Source organism: Pseudomonas sp. NPDC089758, assembly GCF_044748705.1.
GTDB classification, from domain to species: Bacteria; Pseudomonadota; Gammaproteobacteria; order Pseudomonadales; family Pseudomonadaceae; genus Aquipseudomonas; species Aquipseudomonas putida_X.
Genome location: NZ_JBIVGN010000003.1, coordinates 1 through 16196, shown reverse-complemented (window position 1 = coordinate 16196; position 16196 = coordinate 1). Strand labels below are relative to the sequence as shown.

At 62.7% G+C, this 16196-nt stretch carries 12 protein-coding genes; 7 read left to right on the top strand and 5 right to left on the bottom strand.

What is annotated here, in order from left to right; all coding sequences use genetic code 11:
- The first annotated feature begins 41 nt into the window (after nucleotides 1-41).
- The 4 genes from guaB (at nucleotide 42) to tadA (ending at nucleotide 5242) form a co-directional block, all read left to right on the top strand.
- Nucleotides 42-1511: an IMP dehydrogenase gene (gene guaB / locus ACIPZH_RS04700; RefSeq protein ID WP_267818412.1), complete on the top strand. Its 1470-nt coding sequence runs from the start codon at nucleotides 42-44 to the stop codon at nucleotides 1509-1511.
- Between the two features lie 119 nt (nucleotides 1512-1630).
- Entirely contained in the window at nucleotides 1631-3208 is a 1578-nt protein-coding gene (gene guaA / locus ACIPZH_RS04695; RefSeq protein ID WP_241804300.1) for a glutamine-hydrolyzing GMP synthase, read from the top strand.
- A gap of 169 nt (nucleotides 3209-3377) precedes the next feature.
- Complete coding sequence (locus ACIPZH_RS04690) at nucleotides 3378-4763, top strand: multicopper oxidase family protein (protein WP_400635351.1); 1386 nt, start codon at nucleotides 3378-3380, stop codon at nucleotides 4761-4763.
- On the top strand, nucleotides 4763-5242 hold the full coding sequence (gene tadA / locus ACIPZH_RS04685) for a tRNA adenosine(34) deaminase TadA (protein WP_400635349.1): 480 nt from the start codon (nucleotides 4763-4765) through the stop codon (nucleotides 5240-5242). The genes ACIPZH_RS04690 and tadA overlap by 1 nt, the downstream gene beginning before the upstream one ends.
- A gap of 106 nt (nucleotides 5243-5348) precedes the next feature.
- Here tadA and mltF read toward each other — a convergent pair whose 3' ends face one another.
- Complete coding sequence (gene mltF / locus ACIPZH_RS04680) at nucleotides 5349-6806, bottom strand: membrane-bound lytic murein transglycosylase MltF (protein WP_400635347.1); 1458 nt, start codon at nucleotides 6804-6806, stop codon at nucleotides 5349-5351.
- A 296-nt stretch (nucleotides 6807-7102) separates the two neighbouring features.
- Between mltF and purL the strand changes: the two genes are divergently transcribed.
- Together purL and ACIPZH_RS04670 are read left to right on the top strand one after the other, a co-directional pair.
- Nucleotides 7103-11002, top strand: coding sequence for a phosphoribosylformylglycinamidine synthase (purL, locus tag ACIPZH_RS04675; RefSeq protein ID WP_267818404.1), 3900 nt, complete (start codon nucleotides 7103-7105; stop codon nucleotides 11000-11002).
- Between the two features lie 3 nt (nucleotides 11003-11005).
- Complete coding sequence (locus ACIPZH_RS04670; protein WP_241804305.1) at nucleotides 11006-11317, top strand: NGG1p interacting factor NIF3; 312 nt, start codon at nucleotides 11006-11008, stop codon at nucleotides 11315-11317.
- Between the two features lie 12 nt (nucleotides 11318-11329).
- Here the strand turns inward: ACIPZH_RS04670 and ACIPZH_RS04665 are convergent, their stop codons facing one another.
- The 4 genes from ACIPZH_RS04665 to tatA form a co-directional block, all read right to left on the bottom strand.
- Nucleotides 11330-13450, bottom strand: a complete 2121-nt coding sequence (locus tag ACIPZH_RS04665) for an HET-C-related protein (protein WP_400635345.1) — start codon at nucleotides 13448-13450, stop codon at nucleotides 11330-11332.
- 96 nt (nucleotides 13451-13546) lie between these two features.
- Nucleotides 13547-14296 carry a twin-arginine translocase subunit TatC gene (gene tatC, locus ACIPZH_RS04660; protein ID WP_400635343.1) on the bottom strand — a complete coding sequence of 250 codons (750 nt, stop codon included), beginning with the start codon at nucleotides 14294-14296 and terminating at the stop codon, nucleotides 13547-13549.
- Nucleotides 14293-14583: a Sec-independent protein translocase protein TatB gene (gene tatB, locus ACIPZH_RS04655; RefSeq protein ID WP_241804308.1), complete on the bottom strand. Its 291-nt coding sequence runs from the start codon at nucleotides 14581-14583 to the stop codon at nucleotides 14293-14295. The genes tatC and tatB overlap by 4 nt, the downstream gene beginning before the upstream one ends.
- The gene (gene tatA, locus ACIPZH_RS04650) at nucleotides 14583-14816 is read right to left on the bottom strand and encodes a twin-arginine translocase TatA/TatE family subunit (RefSeq protein WP_267818397.1); all 234 of its coding nucleotides are present in this window, start codon (nucleotides 14814-14816) and stop codon (nucleotides 14583-14585) included. The genes tatB and tatA overlap by 1 nt, the downstream gene beginning before the upstream one ends.
- A 145-nt stretch (nucleotides 14817-14961) precedes the next feature.
- Between tatA and gspK the strand changes: the two genes are divergently transcribed.
- Entirely contained in the window at nucleotides 14962-15927 is a 966-nt protein-coding gene (gene gspK, locus ACIPZH_RS04645; protein WP_400635341.1) for a type II secretion system minor pseudopilin GspK, read from the top strand.
- The last annotated feature ends 269 nt before the right edge of the window (nucleotides 15928-16196 follow it).

The window sequence follows — 16196 nt, the reverse complement described above, 5'->3', positions numbered from 1 at the left end:
TAATGGCGCGCTTCCATTTTTCCCGCCCGGGAGCCCCCGCGATGCTGCGTATCAGCCAAGAAGCCCTGACTTTCGACGATATCCTCCTTGTACCTGGCTACTCCGAGGTACTGCCCAATGAAGTCAGTCTCAAGACCCGTTTGACTCGTGGCATCGAGCTGAACATTCCTCTGGTTTCCGCCGCCATGGATACCGTGACCGAAGCGCGCCTGGCCATTGCCATGGCCCAAGAAGGCGGCATCGGCATCATCCACAAGAACATGACCATCGAACAGCAGGCCGGCGAAGTCCGCAAGGTCAAGAAGTTCGAGGCTGGCGTGGTCAAGGACCCGATCACCATCGACGCCGACGCCACTGTGCGCGACCTGTTCGACCTGACCCGCCTGAACAACATCTCGGGTGTTCCGGTGCTGGAGAACGGTGATCTGGTCGGTATCGTCACTTCCCGTGACGTGCGCTTCGAAACCCGCCTGGATGCCAAGGTGCGCGACGTGATGACGCCCAAAGAGCGCCTGGTCACCGTGCGCGAAGGCGCCGACAAGAACGAAGTCCGCGAGCTGCTGCACAAGCACCGCCTGGAAAAAGTCCTGATCGTCGACGACAAGTTCACCCTCAAGGGCATGATGACCGTCAAGGACATCGAAAAGGCCAAGGCCTACCCGCTGGCCAGCAAGGACGACCAGGGTCGCCTGCGCGTCGGCGCTGCGGTCGGCACCGGCAAGGACACCGGCGAGCGCGTTGCCGCCCTGGTTGCCGCTGGCGTTGACGTGGTTGTCGTCGATACCGCCCACGGCCACTCCAAAGGCGTGATCGACCGTGTTCGCTGGGTCAAGGAAACCTACCCGCAAGTTCAGGTGATCGGCGGCAACATCGCCACTGGCGCTGCGGCCAAGGCCCTGGCAGAAGCCGGCGCCGACGCCGTGAAGGTCGGTATCGGCCCAGGCTCGATCTGCACCACCCGTATCGTCGCCGGTGTCGGCGTCCCGCAAATCAGTGCCATCGCCAACGTTGCCGCCGCACTGGAAGGTACCGGCGTGCCACTGATCGCCGACGGCGGCATCCGTTTCTCGGGTGACCTGTCCAAGGCCATCGTCGCCGGTGCTTCCTGCGTGATGATGGGGTCGATGTTCGCCGGTACCGAAGAGGCTCCGGGTGAAGTCGAGCTGTTCCAGGGCCGTTCCTACAAGGCCTATCGAGGCATGGGCTCGCTGGGTGCCATGGCGCAGGCGCAAGGCTCGTCCGACCGTTACTTCCAGGACTCCTCGGCCGGTGCCGAGAAGCTGGTGCCGGAAGGTATCGAAGGCCGCGTACCGTACAAGGGCGCCCTGGCCGCGATCATCCACCAGCTGATGGGCGGCCTGCGTTCGTCCATGGGCTACACCGGCAGCGCAACCATCGAAGAGATGCGCACCAAGCCGGAATTCGTGCGCATCACCGGTGCCGGCATGGCCGAGTCCCACGTGCATGACGTGCAGATCACCAAAGAAGCCCCTAACTACCGGGTCGGCTGAAGCCTCCAGCGGTAAGTAGCAAGCTCCAAGCGGTAGTTGCGTTGCAGCAGCTACCGCGTTTTCCCCGATCAACTTGCAGCTCGCAGCTAGACGCTTGCAGCTGCACCAGAGATTGAGTCATGGCCCTCGACATTCACGCTCACCGCATCCTGATCCTCGATTTCGGTTCTCAGTACACCCAGCTGATCGCCCGCCGCGTGCGTGAGATCGGTGTCTACTGCGAACTGCATCCGTTCGACATGGACGATGAAGCGATCCGCGAATTCAACCCGCGCGGCATCATCCTCGCCGGCGGCCCCGAGTCGGTCCACGAAGCCAACAGCCCGCGTGCTCCGCAGGCCGTGTTCGACCTGAACGTACCGCTGCTGGGCATCTGCTACGGCATGCAGACCATGGCCGAGCAACTGGGCGGCAAGGTCGAAGGTTCGGACCTGCGCGAGTTCGGTTATGCCCGTGTTGACGTGGTCGGCAAGAGCCGCCTGCTCGACGGCATCGAAGACCACGTCGATGGCGACGGCGTACTGGGCCTGGACGTGTGGATGAGCCACGGCGACAAGGTCACCCAGATGCCGGGCAACTTCAACATCCTGGCCAGCACCCCGAGCTGCCCGATCGCCGGCATGTTCGACGACGCGCGCGGCTACTACGGTGTGCAGTTCCACCCGGAAGTGACCCACACCAAGCAGGGCGGTCGCATCCTGTCCCGCTTCGTGCAGGACATCTGTGGCTGTGAAGCCCTGTGGACCCCTTCGAACATCGTCGAAGACGCCATCGCCCAGGTGCGTCAGCAAGTCGGCTCGGCCAACGTTCTGCTGGGCCTGTCTGGCGGTGTCGATTCCTCGGTGGTAGCGGCGCTGCTGCACCGCGCCATCGGCGACCAGCTGACCTGCGTCTTTGTCGACAACGGCCTGCTGCGCCTGCACGAAGGCGATCAGGTGATGGCCATGTTCAAAGAGAACATGGGCGTGAAAGTGATCCGTGCCGATGCCGAGAAGCAGTTCCTCGACAACCTGGAAGGCGAAGCCGACCCGGAGAAGAAGCGCAAGATCATCGGCCGTACCTTCATCGACGTGTTCGACGCCGAAGCCAGCAAACTGGAAAACATCCAGTTCCTCGCCCAGGGCACCATCTACCCGGACGTGATCGAGTCGGCCGGCGCCAAGAGTGGCAAGGCTCACGTGATCAAGTCGCACCACAACGTGGGTGGCCTGCCGGAGGAAATGAACCTCAAGCTGGTCGAACCGCTGCGTGAGCTGTTCAAGGACGAAGTGCGCAAGATCGGCCTGGAACTCGGCCTGCCGTACGACATGGTCTACCGCCACCCGTTCCCAGGCCCAGGCCTGGGTGTGCGGATCCTCGGTGAAGTGAAGAAGGAGTACGCCGACATTCTGCGTCGCGCCGACCACATCTTCATCGAAGAGCTGCGCAAGGCCGACTGGTACCACAAGACCAGCCAGGCGTTCGTGGTGTTCCAGCCGGTGAAGTCGGTGGGTGTCGTGGGCGACGGCCGTCGCTACGCCTGGGTCGTGGCCCTGCGTGCTGTCGAGACCGTGGACTTCATGACCGCGCGCTGGGCGCACCTGCCTTACGACCTGCTGGAGACCGTCAGCGGCCGGATCATCAACGAAATCGACGGTATCTCGCGCGTCACCTACGACGTGTCGAGCAAACCGCCGGCCACTATCGAGTGGGAATGAGTTGAGCCACGAGGGCGCCGCAAGGCGCCCTCGTCGTATCTGGGAAGGCCGATGAGCCCCCTGCGACGAGACTTCACTTAATCTTTCGCATTTGCAGGTGTATCGTATTCGCCCTTCATCGCCAGCCGTGCTGGCAGCTTGATTGCGCTCAAACGAGGTACCCGCACCGATGTCCTTCACCCGTCGACAAATGCTCAAGGGCCTCACTGGCCTGGTTGTGGTAGGCCTGGGCGCCGGTGGCGCAGCGCGGTACTGGCTGGGCAAGGTCGAGGATGAGAATGCCGGGCACGACTACGAACTGATCGCGGCGCCTCTGGAGGTCGAGCTCGTGCCTGGCTTCAAGACCGAGGCCTGGGCCTTCGGCCCGTCGGCACCCGGTACCGAGCTGCGGGTCCGCCAGGGCACCTGGTTGCGGGTGCGCTTCATCAACCACCTGCCGGTGGAAACCACCATTCACTGGCATGGCATCCGCCTGCCGCTGGAGATGGACGGTGTGCCGTATGTGTCGCAGTTGCCGGTCAAGCCGGGCGAGTATTTCGACTACAAGTTCCGCGTGCCTGACGCCGGCAGTTACTGGTATCACCCGCACGTCAGCAGCTCTGAAGAGCTCGGGCGCGGCCTGGTCGGCCCACTGATCGTCGAGGAGCGCGAGCCCAGCGGTTTTTTGCATGAGCGCACGCTGAGCCTTAAGAACTGGCACGTGGACGAGCAGGGTGCCTGGCTGCCGTTCAGCATCCCCCGCGAAGCGGCGCGCAATGGTACCGCTGGCCGGCTGATCACCATCAATGGCCAGGCTGATTCGGTAACCGAATTACCGGCTGGGCAGGTTGTGCGCCTGCGTCTGCTCAACCTGGACAACACCTGGACCTATCGCCTTAACCTCAAGGGCGGTGATCACGAGGCCAGAATCTATGCCCTCGATGGCAATCCGGTCACCCCGCGTGTGCTCGATGACGAGTACTGGCTGGGGCCAGGCATGCGTGTCTGTCTGGCGATCCGCATTCCCCAGGCAGGTGAAGAAATTTCCCTGCGCGATGGCTTCGTCCGCTTGGGCACATTGCGCTCGGTGCCCAGCAATGATGCGCCCAGCGACTGGCCGCCTGCCTTGCCACCGAACCCGGTGGCCGAGCCGGACCTGGAGAATGCCGAAAAGCTGAACTTCAATTTCGAATGGGTGGGCAAGGTTTCGGTCAACACCGAAAACGGCAGGCCGCCTAGCCTGTGGCAGATCAATGCTCAGGCCTGGGACATCACCGACAAGACCTGCGCCGACCGGCCGATCGCCACGCTGCAAAAAGGCAAGAGCTACATCTTCGAGTTGAAGAACATGACCCAGTACCAGCACCCGATTCACCTGCATGGCATGAGCTTCAAGGTGATTGCCTCCAACAGGCACAAGATCGTCGAGCCGTGGTTCACCGATACCTACCTGCTGGGCAAGAACGAGCGGGCCCAAGTGGCGCTGGTGGCCGATAATCCAGGTACCTGGATGTTCCACTGCCACGTCATCGACCACATGGAAACCGGCCTGATGGCCGCGATTGCGGTGGTCTGATGCGCCCACAGATCATCGATCGCAGCCATGATCAGGCGTTCATGCGCCTGGCCCTGGACCTGGCTGCACAAGGTGCAGCGCTGGGCGAGGTGCCGGTCGGGGCGGTGCTGGTGCAGCACGGCCAGGTCATCGGGCAGGGCTTCAACCGGCCTATCATCGACAGCGACCCCAGTGCCCATGCCGAAATGGTCGCCATCCGCGCGGCGGCGAAATCCGCCAGCAATTACCGGCTGCCGGGCAGCACCTTGTACGTGACCCTGGAGCCTTGCAGCATGTGCGCGGGGTTGATCGTGCATTCGCGGGTAGCGCGGGTGGTCTACGGTGCGCTGGAGCCCAAGGCGGGCATCGTGCAGAGCCAGGGGCAGTTCTTCAACCAGGGTTTTCTCAACCATCGGGTAATGTTCGAGGGCGGGGTACTGGCTGAAGAATGCGGGCAGATCCTAAGCGACTTCTTCAAGGCCCGGCGGGCCAAGGCCTAGCCTGTTCTGGCCGCATCGCCGGCAAACCGGTCTACAGGTGCGGCGCTACGACAAGACTGGCGCTGCCCCTATGAGCACCGGCTTGCCGGCGATAGGGCCTTGAGCGTCACATCGGCGGCGACTGCTCTGCCGGCTTGTCCTTGTTCACGCCAGGCACATGCAGGTTGCCCTCGGCCACCTGGCCTTCCAACTGCGGCTGGGTCACCCAGGTGAGGATGTCGTAGTAACGGCGGATGTTGGCCACGAAATGTACCGGCTCGCCACCCCGGGCGTAACCGTACTTGGTCTGGCGGTACCACTGTTTCTGCGCCAGGCGCGGCAGCATCTTCTTCACGTCCAGCCACTTGTTCGGGTTGAGCTTTTCCCGTTTGGCCAGCGTGCGCGCGTCTTCAAGATGGCCGCTGCCGACGTTGTACGCCGCCAGGGCGAACCAGGTGCGGTCTGGCTCCTTGATGCTGTCATCGAGCTGCTGCTTGACCAGCATGAAGTATTTGGCGCCACCTTTGATGCTCTGCCTGGGGTCCAGGCGGTTGGACACGCCCATCGCCTGGGCGGTGCGCTGGGTCAGCATCATCAGGCCGCGTACGCCGGTCTTGGACGTGACTTCCGGTTGCCACAGCGATTCCTGATAACCGATCGCGGCCAGCAGGCGCCAGTCCACCTGTTCAACCTTGGCGTAGCTCTTGAAGTATTTTTCGTACTTGGGCAGGCGCTGCTGCAAATGCTGCGCAAAGGTGTAGGCGCCCACGTAACCGAGCACGTCGACGTGGCCGTAATAACGGTCTTTCAAGCGCTGCAGCGTGCCGTTTTTCTGGGATTTGTCGAGGAACTCGTTGACTTCGTTCAGCAGGCTGTTGTCTTCGCCAGGGGCCACTGCCCAGCGTTGGTTGCGGGTTTCGCCAAGGTCGAAGGCCACCCGCACGTTGGGGAAGTACACCTGGTTCATCGCCAGTTCGTTGGAGTCGACCAGGGTCAGGTCGATCTGCCCTTCATCGACCATGCGCAACAGGTCGACCACCTCGACCGCGTCGGACTCTTCGTATTCCAGGCCCGGATACCGCCTTTTCAATTCAGCCAGCTGGTCGGCATGGCTGCTGCCTTTGAGCACCATGATCTTCTTGCCGACCAGGCCCTGAGGGTCGGTGGGGCGCGAGCGGCCGTTGCGATAGATGACTTGAGGGGTCACTTCCAGGTAAGGATGGGAGAACCTTGCCTGGGTCTTGCGCCGTTCGCTGCTGACCAGGCCGGCCGCTGCCAGCACAGGGCCTGACGGTTTGCCCAGGTCGTCGAACAATTCGTCGAGGTTGTCGGCGGTCTCGATCTCCAGCTTCACGCCAAGATCGTCGGCGAAACGCTTGACCAGCTCGTACTCGAAGCCGGTTTCGCCGTTGCGGTCCTGGAAATAAGTGGCCGGGCTGTTGCGGGTGATCACGCGCAGCACGCCGTCCTCCTTCACGCGCTCGAGGGTGCTGGGTTTTTCAACGCAGGCACCGAGCAACAGAAAGAGACCGGTTGCGAAAAGCCATTTGGCGCAACGCTGGCGCAAAGCAGTATGGGCGAACATAGCTTGCAGTATACGCAAAGGACGGGGGGCGCCATATCTCGACAACTGCCAGGTTGTCTGGTAGCGCGTTCTGTGATGCTGGCTCCCGGCAGCACGGCGCAAGCGGCAGGAAAAAAGCGACCTGCGCGGCACCTGTTTTTTCCTGCAGCGTGCAGCGTGCGGCCTGTCGCTTTTTTTGACCCCGAAGTCCGGTTCCGCCGCCCGGCAGCATTGCCCTCTGGCGGGTGCCGCAAGCCGCGGAATTAGGCTAGAATGCACGGCCTCTAAGCACACCCCTTCCTGAGGCTGTCCCGACGATGTTGATCCTGCGCGGCGCTCCTGCCCTTTCTGCCTTTCGCCACGGTAAATTACTCGAGCAACTGAGCCAGAAAGTCCCCGCTGTTACTGGTTTGTATGCCGAATTTGCCCACTTCGCCGATGTCGACGGCGAGCTGACCGCCGACCAGCAGCAGGTGCTGGGCCGTCTGCTCAAGTACGGCCCGAGCGTGCCGGTGCAGGAGCCGACTGGCCGCCTGTTCCTGGTCGTGCCGCGCCTGGGCACCATCTCGCCTTGGGCCAGCAAGGCCAGCGACATCGCCCACAACTGCGGCCTGCAGTCGATCCAGCGCCTGGAGCGCGGTATCGCCTACTACGTTGCCGGTGAGCTGAGCGATGCCGACGCCGCCGTGGTCGCCGCCGAACTGCATGACCGCATGACCCAGCGCGTGCTGGCCCAGCTGGAGCAGGCGAGCGACCTGTTCAGCCACGCCCAGCCCAAACCGATGACGTCGGTCGATATCCTGGCCGGTGGCCGCGACGCGCTGGCCAAGGCCAACATCGAGCTGGGCCTGGCCCTGGCCGAAGACGAGATCGACTACCTGGTCAACGCCTTCCAGGGCCTCAAGCGCAACCCGAACGACATCGAGCTGATGATGTTCGCCCAGGCCAACTCCGAACACTGCCGGCACAAGATCTTCAACGCCAGTTGGGACATCGACGGCCAGGCTCAGGAAAAGAGCCTGTTCGGCATGATCAAGAACACCTACCAGATGCACAGCGAAGGCGTGCTGTCTGCGTACAAGGACAACGCCTCGGTGATCGTCGGCAACGTTGCCGGCCGCTTCTTCCCGAACCCTGAAACCCGCCAGTACGGCGCGGTGCAGGAGCCGGTGCACATCCTGATGAAGGTCGAGACGCACAACCACCCGACCGCCATCGCGCCGTTCTCCGGTGCCTCCACCGGCTCGGGCGGCGAAATCCGTGACGAAGGTGCTACCGGCCGTGGCGCCAAGCCCAAAGCCGGCCTGACCGGCTTCACCGTGTCCAACCTGCGTATCCCGGGCTTCGAACAGCCATGGGAGCAGGCCTACGGTAAACCTGAGCGTATCGTTGACGCCCTCGACATCATGATCGAAGGCCCGCTGGGTGGCGCAGCGTTCAACAACGAATTCGGTCGCCCGGCGCTGACTGGCTACTTCCGTACCTTCGAGCAGGCCATCAACACCCCGCACGGTGAAGAAGTGCGCGGCTACCACAAGCCGATCATGCTGGCTGGCGGTATGGGCAACATCCGTGAAGACCACGTACAGAAGGGCGAAATCACCGTCGGCGCCAAGCTGATCGTGCTCGGTGGCCCGGCCATGCTGATCGGCCTGGGCGGCGGCGCCGCTTCGTCGGTGGCCACCGGTGCCAGCTCCGCAGACCTGGACTTCGCCTCGGTGCAGCGCGAAAACCCGGAAATGGAGCGTCGTTGCCAGGAGGTCATCGACCGTTGCTGGCAGTTGGGCGACAACAACCCGATCGCCTTCATCCATGACGTCGGCGCCGGTGGTATTTCCAACGCCTTCCCTGAGCTGGTGAACGACGGTGGCCGCGGTGGCCGCTTCGAACTGCGCAACGTGCCCAACGACGAGCCGGGCATGGCCCCGCACGAAATCTGGAGCAACGAATCGCAAGAGCGTTATGTGCTGGCCGTCAGCGCCGTCGACTTCGAACGCTTCCAGGCCATCTGTGAGCGCGAGCGCTGCCCGTTCGCCGTCGTTGGCGAGGCCACCGAAGAGCCGCACCTGACCGTGACCGACAGCCACTTCGGCAATACGCCGGTGGACATGCCGCTTGACGTGCTGCTGGGCAAGCCGCCGCGCATGCACCGTTCGGTCACGCGCGAAGCCGAGCTGGGCGATGATTTCGACCCGAGCAAGGTGGACCTGGACAGCGCCGTGCAGCGTGTTCTGAACCACCCGGCGGTCGCCAGCAAGAGCTTCCTGATCACCATCGGCGACCGCACCATCACCGGCCTGGTGGCCCGCGACCAGATGGTCGGCCCGTGGCAGGTTCCTGTCGCCGACTGCGCCGTCACGGCCACCAGCTTCGACGTGTACACCGGTGAAGCCATGGCCATGGGTGAGCGCACGCCGCTGGCAGTGCTCGACGCGCCTGCGTCCGGGCGCATGGCGATCGGTGAAACCCTGACCAACCTGGCTGCCGCGCAGATTGAAAAGCTGTCCGACATCAAACTGTCAGCCAACTGGATGTCCGCTGCCGGCCACCCAGGCGAAGACGCCCGTCTGTACGACACCGTCAAGGCTGTCGGCATGGAGCTGTGCCCGGAGTTGGGCCTGACCATCCCGGTCGGCAAGGACTCCATGTCGATGAAGACCAAGTGGAGTGAAGAGGGCGTCGAGAAGAGCGTCACTTCGCCAATGTCGCTGATCATCACCGGCTTCGCCCCGGTCAGTGACATCCGCAAGACCCTGACCCCGCAACTGCGCATGGACAAGGGCGAGACTGACCTGATCCTGATCGACCTGGGCCGCGGCAAGAACCGCATGGGTGCTTCGATCCTGGCCCAGACCTACGGCAAGATCGCCGCCCAGGCGCCGGACGTCGACGACGCCGAAGACCTCAAGGCGTTCTTCGCCGTGATCCAGGGCCTGAACGCCGACGGTCATCTGCTGGCCTACCACGACCGGTCCGACGGCGGCCTGCTGACCACCGTGCTGGAAATGGCCTTCGCCGGCCACTGCGGCCTCGACCTGCAACTGGACCCGCTGACCGACAACAGCAAGGACGTGCCGGCCATCCTCTTCAACGAAGAGCTGGGCGCTGTCATCCAGGTTCGCCAGGATGCCACCCCGGACGTGCTGGCGCAGTTCAGTGCCGCTGGCCTGGGCGAAGGTTGCGTGGCGGTGATTGGCAAACCGGTCAACAACGCCGAGGTGTCCATCAGCCTGAACGGCCAAGTGCTGTTCGACGACGACCGCCGCATGCTGCAGCGCCAGTGGGCCGAGACCAGCTACCAGGTCCAGCGCCTGCGCGACAACGCGGACTGCGCCGACCAGGAGTTCGACGCCCTGCTCGAAGAAGACAACCCTGGCCTGTCGGTCAAGGTGGGCTACGACGTCAACGAGGACATCGCTGCGCCGTACATCAAAAAAGGCGTGCGCCCGCAAGTGGCGATCCTGCGTGAGCAGGGCGTCAATGGCCAGGTCGAGATGGCTGCCGCCTTCGACCGCGCCGGCTTCGCCGCCATCGACGTGCACATGAGCGATATTCTCGCTGGCCGCGTCGACTTCGAAGCCTTCAAGGGCCTGGTTGCCTGCGGTGGCTTCTCCTACGGTGACGTGCTGGGGGCCGGTGAAGGCTGGGCCAAGTCGGCCTTGTTCAATGCCCGTGCCCGTGATGCCTTCCAGGCCTTCTTCGAGCGTACCGACAGCTTCGCCCTGGGCGTGTGCAATGGTTGCCAGATGATGTCCAACCTTCACGAGCTGATCCCTGGCACCGAGTACTGGCCGCACTTCGTGCGCAACCGTTCGGAGCAGTTCGAAGCCCGTGTGGCCATGGTCGAGGTGCAGAAGTCCAACTCGATCTTCCTGCAGGGCATGGCGGGTTCGCGCATGCCGATCGCCATCGCCCACGGCGAAGGCCATGCCGAATTCGCTAGCGAAGAGGCACTGCTGGAAGCCGACCTGTCCGGTTGCGTGGCCCTGCGCTACGTCGACAACCACGGCAAGGTCACCGAGGCCTACCCGGCGAACCCGAACGGCTCGCCGCGCGGTATCACCGGCCTGACCAGCCGCGACGGCCGCGTGACCATCATGATGCCGCACCCGGAGCGCGTGTTCCGCGCCGTGCAGAACTCTTGGCGCCCGGATGAGTGGCAGGAAGATGCCGCGCTGATGCGCATGTTCCGTAACGCGCGCGTCTGGGTGAACTAAGGCGTGTACAAGCTCGCCTTCTTCGTCCCGGCCAGCCACGTCGACGTGGTCAAGGCCGCCGTATTCGCCGCCGGTGGCGGGCGTATCGGCGACTACGACCACTGCGCCTGGCAAACCCTCGGCCAGGGCCAGTTTCGCCCGTTGGACGGCAGCCAGCCGTTCCTCGGGCAAACCGGCCAGGTCGAGGTGGTCGAGGAGTGGAAGGTGGAGCTGGTGGTGGCTGATGACCTGATCGCTCAGGTCGTCGCTGCGCTGCGGCTGAGCCATCCGTACGAGACGCCGGCCTTTGAGGTCTGGCGCCTGCTGGATTTCTGAAACCGGTGGTTTTCAGCCAAAGGGCGAAGGGCCCGCGTCCGGGCTGTTGACGATGCTCCAGAAGCTCGTATCGGTTATCTTTTCTATTTCCTCGACGTGCTTGACGACAGTCTCCAGCGCCTCCCCTATACCCTTCATTGCTTCTGCCAATTCGTCTGTCTGCAACTGCCTGAGCGTTTCGACGGACTCCCCCTGCTCGATCCGTTGTGGATTGGCGAGCGCCCAGTCCTTGACGATCTGATCGAATCGGTCGGTGTCGTAGGGGTGAACAATCATGCCCTCAGCCAATACACGGGGGTCGCCAGACGCTGCGCTGTTTTCGTGCCAGTGATCGAACATCGCTTGGCCTACGACCTTCACGGCTTCTGTTGCCATCTGTACCGCCAGGGTGTGGAAGGGATGCGTGTCGTGGTCCTTGGCCAGTTGTGAATGGGTTGCCAGGGCGCTGGCATCGCTGTTGGGGTCAGTGTCCAGCAGCGTTTGCAGGGTTGCGATGTGATCGCCTGCCCATTTGAGCAGGGGCTTCTTGATCAGGTTGGTGGCGTAGCCAATCGCCTCGTTGGGCAACTGAGCGACTTTTGTCACCTGGTTGATCCAGCGGTAGATCTCGTTTTTACGTACGTTGTCGCGGGCCTTCAGGTAGAGCTCATACGCATTGCGCAGCAGAGGATCCTCATCCTCGAGCAATATCAGCATGACCTGGTCGAAATCGCTGCGCTCGCCAGGCTCGGGTGTGGGGGATGACTCATCACCATAGAGCAAGTTGGCCAGCGGGTCGGCGACGCTACCGACGATGTCCAGAGCGCCGAACATGCCGGTGACCACAGGCCAGGCATGCCTGCTGTTTTCTCTGGCCTCGATCCCCGTGGTCCAGACCAGCACCTTGTCGTGCCCCAGTTTTTTCAAGCTGAGCTCTACAAAGTTCGAATGGGCAAAGTAGTCCTCGAGCACGTGCAAGGCCTCGCCAAAGTGGCGCATGCCCTCGGTAGTCATGCCCTCCTTCTTGGCCGCCTCCAGCTGTTTGACCATGTAGGCGATCGATCGGCGGATGTAACGTTTCATCGAACGCTTGGGCAGCACCGCATTCTGCTTGTGTTCAGGGAACACAAGGGCAGTGAAGTCTTTGTCGATGCTGCGCGGGTCGAAGGCATTGCGGTCCAGCGTGGTCGGGTTGTCGATGTGTTCGTGGGCCCGGTAGACCCCAAGCATCTGTGGGGTCACCCGGTAGTGTGCGCGGTCTTCGGGTGTCTGCTGCAGGCTATGGAATTCCTTCAGGGCAAACAGGTCGACAATGGCTGTCAGCTTCTTGCGCGAGACTCTCGGCAGTTGGCCTTTGGCGATGCTCTGAATGATTTCAGCGGTATCGACGCCTGCACCTTGCACCGGATGAACCAGTTTTGGGTCAATCAGTTGCGAGTAGTCCCGCAACCAGTTGCCGAAGTAGATGGCCTTGCGCTGGGCGCTGTCGAAGCCGGCGACCTCCAGTGCGTCCTCAATCGATTCATGGCCGAAGGATCTATGGCTGGCTTTCTTGTCGCCCCGGCCGGCACCGAATTCGTCGGTGTGGGGTGGCTCCTGGGTCGGGAACGCCACAACCAACGGTGTTTCAGTGCCTGAGTGGGTAAAGATCGCGAACGTCCTACCCGCTTCGATCGGCTCATTGTAGAAGAGCAGCGTCTGGGCAAAGGCGACCCCGAGGTTTTCTGGTGGGGGCTCGGTTGCCGGTTCGGTGCCTGCTGCGCCCTCATATCGACGAAGCTGCTTGTGAACATGCAGGGCAAAAATCTGCATCAGCGCCAACAGCAACGTGGCGGTGATCTCCGGATTTTCAAGTGCCTGATCTATGACTTCGCGCTGTACCTGGATCTGTTCCGCGTCCGGGTCATAGGCGGTCCATGTCGGCAGGCCCGTCTCGACCCTGAATGCGGGGTTGGCGAGCGTGTCGTCAGCCAGATGCCGTTGCAACTCGACAAATACCGCAGGCGCGAAGCCACTGCCGAACACCGACCTGAACAGGTGGGTGAACAGCTGGGCATCGAGGGTTTTGGCGAGATTGCCCAGCTGCTCCAGGGCAAGGCTGCTGCTGAATGTGGTGTCGTCAATGACGTCTGAAGTTTCAAGGGGCTCGTTCATGGTGTTCCTCGCGATGGGATCGGATGAACAAGCAGCATGTAGACGAGGCATTACGAAGTTAACGAGGCAGCGCTACCGAAGCAGCTGATGCCCCTCTCACGTTGTCGGCACACCCGCCTTGCTGTGGACCAGCGCGCAGGCCACCAGGCCCAGCTCGAACAGTATCCACATGGGCACCGCCAGCATCGTCTGCGAAAACACGTCCGGCGGTGTAAGAATCATCCCCACCCCAAAGCACCCAACGATCACGTAGGGCCTGCTACGCCGCAACGTGGCTACATCGGCCAGCCCCACCCACACCACGATGAACGTTGCCACCGGGATTTCGAATGCCAGGCCGAACGCCAGGAACAGCGCCATGATGAAATCTAGGTACTGGCTGATGTCCGTCATCATCGCCACGCCATCGGGCGTCACGCTGGCAAAGAAACCGAACATCATGGGGAATACCAGGTAGAACGCGAAGGCCATGCCGGCGTAGAACAGCACGATGCTCGACACCAGCAAGGGCAGGGCGATGCGCCGTTCGCGGCGGTAAAGGCCCGGTGCAAGGAAGCCCCAGGCCTGGTGCAGCAGCAGGGGCATGGCCAGGAACAGCGCGCACATCGCCGTCAGCTTGAACGGTGTGAGAAAGGGCGAGGTGACACTGGTGGCGATCATGCTGGCGCCTTCCGGGAGGAAGCGGCGCAGCGGTTCGGAAATCAGTGTGTAGAGTTGTTGGGCGAAGGGGAACAGGCCGGCGAACACTACCGCGACCAATAGCAGGCAGCGCACCAGGCGCTTGCGCAGGTCGCGCAGGTGCCCGGTGAGCGGCATGTGTGCCGCTGGGTCCAAGGCGATGCTCATGAGGTGGTCTCCCGAATGACGGTAACGGGTGCAGCGTCAGGTGCCGGTTCCGCCTTCAGGCTGATGCCCTGGCGCAGTTGCTGCTCGAGGCGCTGCAGTGGCGCGCTGTCGAGGTCGGGCATGTCGATTTCCCGTTCCATCTGCGCGCGCAGCCCGCGCATTGCCCGGCGCGCCTGGCCCAGGCCACGGCCCAGCGTACGCGCAGCGACGGGCAAGCGTTCCGGGCCAAGCACCAGCAGCGCGACGATGCCTACCAGCAGCATCTCGCTGAAGCCTACCTCGAACATCAGGCCTGCCGATCCGCGTGCGGTTGTGGGGCCGGCGAACGGGTCAGTGGCTCCTGTTGTACCTGCTGCGGTGTGGCTGCGGTGCTGGCATCGCTGTCACCGCCCATGGACTTGCGAAAGCCCTGGATCGCTTCGCCAACATCACTGCCCAGGCCCTTGAGGCGCTTGGTGCCAAACAGCAGAAACACGATCAGCAGTACGATCACCAGTTGCCAGATTCCGATGCCACCCATTACGACCGCTCCTGTAAGGCCATGAAAAGAAAGGCCAATCCTGCCTCGCGTAGATGACGCGAACATGACTGCAAGGTATTTGCAATCTGCCTGCAACAACGCCCCTGTTGACTGGCGCCTTGTCTGGTAAGAGGAGTGCTGCGCCATGGGTGGCAAGCGACAGCAGGGCGCCGCACTGCTGATGGTGTTGGTGGTACTGGCGATGCTCGCGGCGGGGATGGCCTGGCTGGTGGAGGATGGGCGGCGTCAGGTCGATGACGTGCAGTTGCTGCGCCAGCGGGTACAGGTGCGGGCCATGGAACAGGCTGGCCTGGCCTATGCCGAGCAGGCCTTGCGTGACCCCGCCTGGCGGCTTAGCCCGCTGTTCTGGCAGGCGCTGCGGGGGCAACCGCTGAAATACGACTTTGGCGCCGGCCAGGCCCAGCTGCGGGTGTACGACCAGCACACCTGTTTCAACGTCAATGCGTTGCTGGGGGATGACGGTGAACGTGCCGAACGCCAGCTACGGCGTTTGCTGGGTGACAACATGGCCGCCCAGCGTCTGGTCGACGCCTTGGCAGACTGGCTCGACAGCGACAGCGATGCGCGCCTGCAGGGGGCCGAAAGTGCTCAGTATCTGCGCCAGCAGCCGCCTCGTCTGGCGGCCAACCAGCCGATGCTCGATACCAGTGAGTTGAACCTGCTGCTCGAGCCAGATGCCTCGCGCCAGCACCGTTATCCAATGTTGTGTGCGTTGCCGCAGACCACCGGCTGGCGCCTGAATGCCAATGCCATAGGGCTGGAGCATCTGCCATTGCTCGAAGCGCTTTATGAAGGGCGGTATCCCCGTTCGTTGCTCAGCCGCATCGTCAGTGGTCGGCCGGCGTCGGGCTATGTAGATGCTGCGGCATTGCGCCAGGCGCTGGGGGCGGTGGACGACGAAACATTCGAGCGGTTGAGCGAGGGGTTGCTGCTCAACAGTGGGCATTTTCAGTTGCAGCTTTCGTTCGAAGAACAGGGCAGGACGATACGCAGCGCGTTTGAGCTGGAGGCGGTGGGGGTGGTGCAGTGGCATGCACGGGTGCCGGCGCAGCAGGTGCGGGTGAAGAGTCGGGCGCCGATGGTCTGGTGATCATGTTCAATGGCTGCCGTGCAGCCCATCGCCGGCAAGCCGGCTTGTATGGTTAGACTTGAAGGGGTGGTGGGACTAAATGCCGGATTCTGACTGTTGACCCAGTACAGACTGTGGGAGACATCGCCCCACCCCTTCCACCAAAGCGCCGATAAAGAATGCATCGTTTGCAAGCGACGATAGAAGCAAGCCAGCGCCTCTTGGTGAAAACCCTTCAAGCTCAAAAACCATAACGCGAGGAGCCGCCCATGGCAATGCAGGTAAACAAA

What these genes read in the sequence shown, in the direction of transcription:
- guaB (WP_267818412.1), top strand. Translation starts at nt 42, where the DNA reads ATGCTGCGTATCAGCCAAGAAGCCCTGACTTTCGACGATATCCTCCTT.
- guaA (WP_241804300.1), top strand. Translation starts at nt 1,631, where the DNA reads ATGGCCCTCGACATTCACGCTCACCGCATCCTGATCCTCGATTTCGGT.
- ACIPZH_RS04690 (WP_400635351.1), top strand. Translation starts at nt 3,378, where the DNA reads ATGTCCTTCACCCGTCGACAAATGCTCAAGGGCCTCACTGGCCTGGTT.
- tadA (WP_400635349.1), top strand. Translation starts at nt 4,763, where the DNA reads ATGCGCCCACAGATCATCGATCGCAGCCATGATCAGGCGTTCATGCGC.
- mltF (WP_400635347.1), bottom strand. Translation starts at nt 6,806, where the DNA reads ATGTTCGCCCATACTGCTTTGCGCCAGCGTTGCGCCAAATGGCTTTTC.
- purL (WP_267818404.1), top strand. Translation starts at nt 7,103, where the DNA reads ATGTTGATCCTGCGCGGCGCTCCTGCCCTTTCTGCCTTTCGCCACGGT.
- ACIPZH_RS04665 (WP_400635345.1), bottom strand. Translation starts at nt 13,450, where the DNA reads ATGAACGAGCCCCTTGAAACTTCAGACGTCATTGACGACACCACATTC.
- tatC (WP_400635343.1), bottom strand. Translation starts at nt 14,296, where the DNA reads ATGAGCATCGCCTTGGACCCAGCGGCACACATGCCGCTCACCGGGCAC.
- tatB (WP_241804308.1), bottom strand. Translation starts at nt 14,583, where the DNA reads ATGTTCGAGGTAGGCTTCAGCGAGATGCTGCTGGTAGGCATCGTCGCG.
- tatA (WP_267818397.1), bottom strand. Translation starts at nt 14,816, where the DNA reads ATGGGTGGCATCGGAATCTGGCAACTGGTGATCGTACTGCTGATCGTG.
- gspK (WP_400635341.1), top strand. Translation starts at nt 14,962, where the DNA reads ATGGGTGGCAAGCGACAGCAGGGCGCCGCACTGCTGATGGTGTTGGTG.